The sequence below is a fragment of the Dietzia cinnamea NBRC 102147 genome, assembly GCF_001571065.1.
Lineage (GTDB): Bacteria > Actinomycetota > Actinomycetes > Mycobacteriales > Mycobacteriaceae > Dietzia > Dietzia cinnamea.
In genome coordinates this window covers 1-5,270 of record NZ_BCSW01000090.1, presented here as the reverse complement: position 1 = coordinate 5,270, position 5,270 = coordinate 1, and the positions used below count along the sequence as shown (strand labels likewise).

The window sequence follows — 5,270 nt, the reverse complement described above, 5'->3', positions numbered from 1 at the left end:
TAGGATCCCCAAGGAAGTTGCTCTTGATGCGATGGTAAATGAGTTGTTCGTACAGGGAATAAAGATGCCCGCGCCAGTGGCGGTGGAGCATGCCGATAAAATTTGCGACTTCGCATATTCCGGCGGAGATTATTACGACCTAATCGATGAAATTAAGTCTGAGGGCGCGTCTGGGCGAGAGGCAATGCCCGGCGTTTCCAATAGCGACCTAATATCGTACTTCCCTCTAGCAATCGGCGCTTATTGCCCAGCAGCCGGTCTGCGCATTTTCGGCGACGGCTAACCGGCGCGGCCTTGAGCAGGGAAAGTGGGACCGCTTGCTGTATCGTCTCTCCATCCGAGGGGACCAAGTCTTCGGAAGCTACTCGTTAAACACCGTTAACTCCGATTTTCTCACCATCAGGCCGGTGGCGCCCGACAGCCACCTTTCCACTCTTGACGCTACAGAACACGTCGATGGCTTGTATCTCGATCCGTGCCCCCAGTCGGACTCGAACCGACACTGAAACGGTTTTAAGCCGTCTGCCTCTGCCAATTGGGCTATGGGGGCTTGCCGGCTCCGCCGGAGCGGGACCGGGTGTCGCGTGGAGTGCCGGGCCGGTCTAATCGGCCAGGCGGGTCAGCACCGACATCGCGATGCCGTCCAGGATGTCCTTCTCACTCACCGTGAGCTCGGACAGCCCAGCGCGCTCTACCATCACATCACACAGAGCCCGAACCACGATCGCTCCCCCGCCGATTACGTCCGCGCGGCCCGGGTGCATCGGCCCCAAGCTACGGCGCTCGGCAATCGACGAGGCCACCAGTCGGTCGCACACTTCGCGCATCCGGTCCAGCGTAATGACGCTGCCGTGGATCCGCGTCGGGTCGTACTCCCCCAGGTTCTGCGCCAGCGCACTCATCGTGGTGAACGTGCCCGCCACGCCCACCCACCGAGCGGCGCGGGCCACCGGGACGTCGCCGGCCTCGGCCAGCGCCTGAGCCACCACCGAACGGGCTTCGGCGAGTTCGCCGGCAGTGGGCGGGTCCGAGTGCAGCACGCGTTCGGTGATCCGCACGCAGCCGATATCCAGGCTGCGCGCGCCCAGCAGGCGCACCTCGCCGCGGTCGAGCTCGCCCACCACGATCTCTGTGGACCCGCCGCCGAGGTCGGTCACCACGAACGGTCCGTCCTCGGGCCGCAAGTCCGAGACGCCGCCGGCAAAGGTCAGCTCGGCCTCGGTCTGGCCCGAGATCACCTTGGCGACCGCACCCGGGAAGTGGGCGTCCAGCACCTCGGCGGTCATGCCGAAGAACTCGTCCTTGTTGGCCGCGTCGCGCGTCGCGGAGGTGGCCACCATGCGCACCGACTGCACGCCGAGCTCGGCCATCGTGGCCACGTAGTCGGTGAGCGCGGTGCGGCAGCGGGAGATCGCGCCGTCGGACAGCCGCCCGGTCGCGTCGACGCCCTCCCCGAGCCGGATGATCCGCATCTCGCGCACCACGTCGGTCAGGCCAGCCTCGCCGGGGACGCCCTCGGCGACGAGCAGGCGGATGGAGTTGGTGCCGCAGTCGATCGCCCCGACGCGCACTGCGCCGTCACGCACCGCGCCGGAGCCAACCGAACCGGCGGAGCTCACTGCTCGTCCATGGCGAGGTAGTCGGGCACGCCCAACTCCTCGGGAGTGGGCCAGTCGGAAGGCAGAGCGGTGCCGCGCAGCCCGGCCTCGCAGGCCAGCGCCACGGACTCGTCGCCCAGCCACACCACGCCCGGCCCCTCCGCGAGCGCGTACGCCATCAGGACATGCAGGCACTTGACGCGCTCGGGCATGCCGCCGCCGCTGAAGTCGGTGCCGAGGTCCTCGATCGCGTTCCGCTTCTCCAGGTACCGCTCGTGCGCCTGCAGATAGTTGGCGGCCATCTCGGGGTCGGTCGAGAGCCTCGTCGTCATCCCCCTCATGATCCCCGCGGATTCCTGACGGCTCGCCTCGGCGGTGAGCCGCGGATCGGTGAGGTAGTACAGCGTGGGGAACGGGGTGCCGTCCTCGAGCCGCGGCGCGGTCTTGACCACCCCGGGCCGACCGTCGGGGCTGCGGTAGGACACCTCCAGCACCCCGCGCGGCGGCCGGCCCAGCTGGGCGGCGATCGCGTCGAGGTCGGCCTGGGACACGCTCTGTTCGGCGCTCACGCTAGGGGTTCTCCTGTGGTTGTTCCTGGACGCCGCCCGGGATGGGGGCGGCGGGGTCGTCACCGCCGGGCACGCCGTCGGGGACGACCGGTACGGCCGGGGTGTCGGGGCCGCCGGGGATGGACGTGCCCTCGAGCAGCGCCGAGTCCTCCGGCATGATCGGGTCGGTCGGCTCGGAGATCGACCGCCACACCCGCGTCTGCCACGGCAGCGCCGCGATCTCCGCCGCCCGCTGCTCGGCCGCCGCCTGCTCCACCGGATCCACCATGGACACCCGGTACGGCGTCTCCCCCGGCTTCACGGCGCCGAAGCGGATGCGGGCCTGCTGCTCGATGTACGCCGGGTCGGACAGCAGTTCCTGCTCGGCCTCGAGCTCGGCGATCGTCGCCTCGAGCGCGGCCCGCTCCTGCGCCACGGCCTTCTCGTCGCGCAGGAACTGGTAGTGGTTGCGCAGCGGGAACGAGACGGTGACCAGGAGGATTATGGCGACGACGGCGAGGAGCCCGATCCGCCGCGGTGTGTAGTTCCGCGGGCCCAACAGGGTGTCGGACAGGGCCGTGCGCGTGGTGAGACGGTGGGCCTCCGGGTGCGCGGTGGTGCCGATCCTGCTGGAGCGGGCGGAGGCCGGGACGGGCCGGTCGCGTTCGCGGCTCGGCGTCCGCCGGCGGGGCGGTTGCCGGCGAGTGCCGTCTCCGGGCTGGTCGGTCCCGGCTCCTACGGCGCCGTCATCGCCTGCACCGCGGCCGCCGGCGCCGCGCGCGTCGGCTCCGGTGCCGCGGCCGCCGGTGGTCCCACGGCCCGCCCCGGTCGCCCGGCGTCGGATGGCACCCGACGCCTCACCGGGCCGCCGGGACAACGCACGATCGCGTGCGTCACCCCGACGGTCCGAGGGGCGCGGTGGGCGGGCCATGAGCCCTCCTCTCGACTACTCAGGCCTTGAAGCGCGGGAAGGCGCCGGCACCGGCGTACCGGGCGGCGTCGCCGAGCATCTCCTCGATGCGCAGCAGCTGGTTGTACTTGGCCACGCGCTCCGAGCGGGCCGGGGCGCCGGTCTTGATCTGACCACAGTTGCAGGCCACGGCGAGGTCGGCGATGGTCGTGTCCTCGGTCTCGCCCGAGCGGTGCGACATCATCGACGCGTAGCGGTTGCGGTGGGCCAGGTCCACGGCGTCCAGGGTCTCGGTGAGGGTGCCGATCTGGTTGACCTTGACCAGCAGGGCGTTGGCCAGGCCCTTCTCGATGCCGTCGGCCAGGCGCTGCGGGTTGGTGACGAAGAGGTCGTCGCCGACCAGCTGAACCTTGTCGCCGATCATGTCGGTGAGGGTCTTCCAGCCGTCCCAGTCGTCCTCGTCGAGCGGGTCCTCGATCGAGACGAGCGCGTACTTGTTGACCAGCTCGGCGTAGACGTCGGCCATCTCCGCGGCGGAGAGCTGCTTGCCCTCGAAGTGGTACTTGCCGCCGGAGAAGAACTCGGTCGCCGCCACGTCCAGGGCCAGGGCAACGTCGGTGCCCAGCTCGTAGCCGGCCTTCTGGATGGCCTCGACGATCAGGTCCAGCGCAGCGGTCGTGGACTCGACGGAGGGGGCGAACCCGCCCTCGTCGCCCAGGCCGGTGGACAGGCCACGGTCCTTGATGACGGTCTTGAGGTGGTGGTAGACCTCGGTGCCCATGCGCAGGGCCTCGCGGAAGGTCGGGGCGCCGATGGGGGCGATCATGAACTCCTGCACGTCGACGCCCGAGTCGGCGTGGGCGCCGCCGTTGAGGATGTTCATCATGGGCACGGGCAGGACGTGCGCGTTGGAGCCGCCGATGAAGCGGTACAGCTCGAGGCCCGAGGACTCGGCGGCGGCGCGGGCCACGGCCAGCGAGACGCCCAGCACGGCGTTGGCGCCGACGGTCGACTTGTTGGGGGTGCCGTCGGCATCGAGCAGGGCCTCGTCGACGAGGCGCTGATCCTCGGCCGGGATGCCGATCACGGCGGGGGCCAGCACGTCGAGGACGGCCTCAACGGCCTTGGTGACGCCCTTGCCCAGGTAGCGCTCGTCGGAGTCACGCAGTTCGACGGCCTCGTGGGCGCCGGTCGACGCGCCGGAGGGCACGGCGGCGCGGCCGAACGAGCCGTCGTCCAGAAGCACCTCCACCTCGACGGTGGGGTTACCTCGCGAATCGAGGATCTCCCGGGCTCCGACCTGCTCGATAAGCGCCATCTGTGCTCCTTGGGGGAAGTTCGTGGGTTCGTGTGCGTGGCCGGCGCCGCATGGGCGGGCGCAGTCCGCGGCCCATTGTTCCACGGACTGCGCCGGCTATCGCCGAGGCTGTGCGGGGTTACCCCGATCCGCCCCGGTGAGCGCCCCGGCGGGCATTGCGTGAGGGAGCCGGGAGGGCTCCTCCACTCACCCGAGGGGCAGGTTGGTCCACTCGGTGGCCAGCTCTACACCCGAGCCACGGAACAGTGTGGCAATGGGGCACCGCCGCTCTACCTCAGCTGCGAACTCGGCGAAGCGGGCCTCGTCCAGGTTCGTCTGCACCGAAACCGTCACGGTCACATCGCGGAAGTTAGAGACCCCCTCCGCGCCGTAGACCAGGACGGAGTTGTCGAGGTGTGCCTTCAGGTCCACGTCCCACTCGCCGAGGGAGATGCTCTTATCGCCGGCTGCCACGATCTGCCCGGTGACCTGAGTGCACGACGCCAGCGCCGCCAGGGCGTAGTCCAGCGGGCTCGGCGCGGTGTCCTTCCCGCCGAACGCCGGATGCCCCTCGGCGCTAATCGAGTGCTCGCCGCCGACGATCTGGGTGGTGTGGAGAACCCCCGTTCCCGCGCCGTCGAGTCCGAATTCGAGAACGGTTCCGCTCATGGTGAGAACGCCTTCCTTAGGGATCTGAACTGTCGTCTAGATTCTGCCCAACGCCGCACCTCAGACCGATAATTCGCTACCCCGTGGGGGTAATGCTTGGGCGTGGAATCGAGCGCCGGCTCACTCTCACGTTTCGGACGAATCCAAGTTTCGGCCCACATCCATCGCCTCGTGCAACACGCCATCGCGGTCCCCCCCGTTCCCCCTTTCACCCGAGACGACGCCGACCACACCGTCGGCTTATGGGG

6 protein-coding genes and 1 tRNA gene are annotated in these 5,270 nt (G+C 69.4%); 1 reads left to right on the top strand and 6 read right to left on the bottom strand.

Going from position 1 to position 5,270, the window contains the following annotated elements:
• Positions 1–283: DUF732 domain-containing protein (locus DCI01S_RS17750; RefSeq protein ID WP_218001328.1), on the top strand; the 283-nt coding region annotated here is incomplete at its 5' end.
• A 193-nt stretch (positions 284–476) separates the two neighbouring features.
• Here the strand turns inward: DCI01S_RS17750 and DCI01S_RS15785 are convergent.
• From DCI01S_RS15785 to DCI01S_RS15760, 6 genes are all read right to left on the bottom strand, one after another.
• Positions 477–550 (bottom strand) — tRNA-Leu (locus DCI01S_RS15785).
• Positions 551–602: 52 nt separating this feature from the next.
• Positions 603–1,619, bottom strand: coding sequence for a Ppx/GppA phosphatase family protein (locus tag DCI01S_RS15780; protein WP_082767881.1), 1,017 nt, complete (start codon positions 1,617–1,619; stop codon positions 603–605).
• On the bottom strand, positions 1,616–2,167 hold the full coding sequence (locus DCI01S_RS15775) for a DUF501 domain-containing protein (RefSeq protein WP_061230100.1): 552 nt from the start codon (positions 2,165–2,167) through the stop codon (positions 1,616–1,618). Before DCI01S_RS15775 ends, DCI01S_RS15780 begins: the two co-directional genes overlap by 4 nt.
• Position 2,168: 1 nt before the next feature.
• Complete coding sequence (locus tag DCI01S_RS18085; RefSeq protein WP_061230099.1) at positions 2,169–3,077, bottom strand: FtsB family cell division protein; 909 nt, start codon at positions 3,075–3,077, stop codon at positions 2,169–2,171.
• Positions 3,078–3,096: 19 nt separating this feature from the next.
• A complete protein-coding gene (gene eno / locus DCI01S_RS15765) occupies positions 3,097–4,374 on the bottom strand; it encodes a phosphopyruvate hydratase (RefSeq protein WP_061230098.1) in 1,278 nt (425 codons plus the stop codon).
• Between the two features lie 186 nt (positions 4,375–4,560).
• Complete coding sequence (locus DCI01S_RS15760) at positions 4,561–5,022, bottom strand: OsmC family protein (protein ID WP_061230097.1); 462 nt, start codon at positions 5,020–5,022, stop codon at positions 4,561–4,563.
• Positions 5,023–5,270 lie beyond the last annotated feature (248 nt).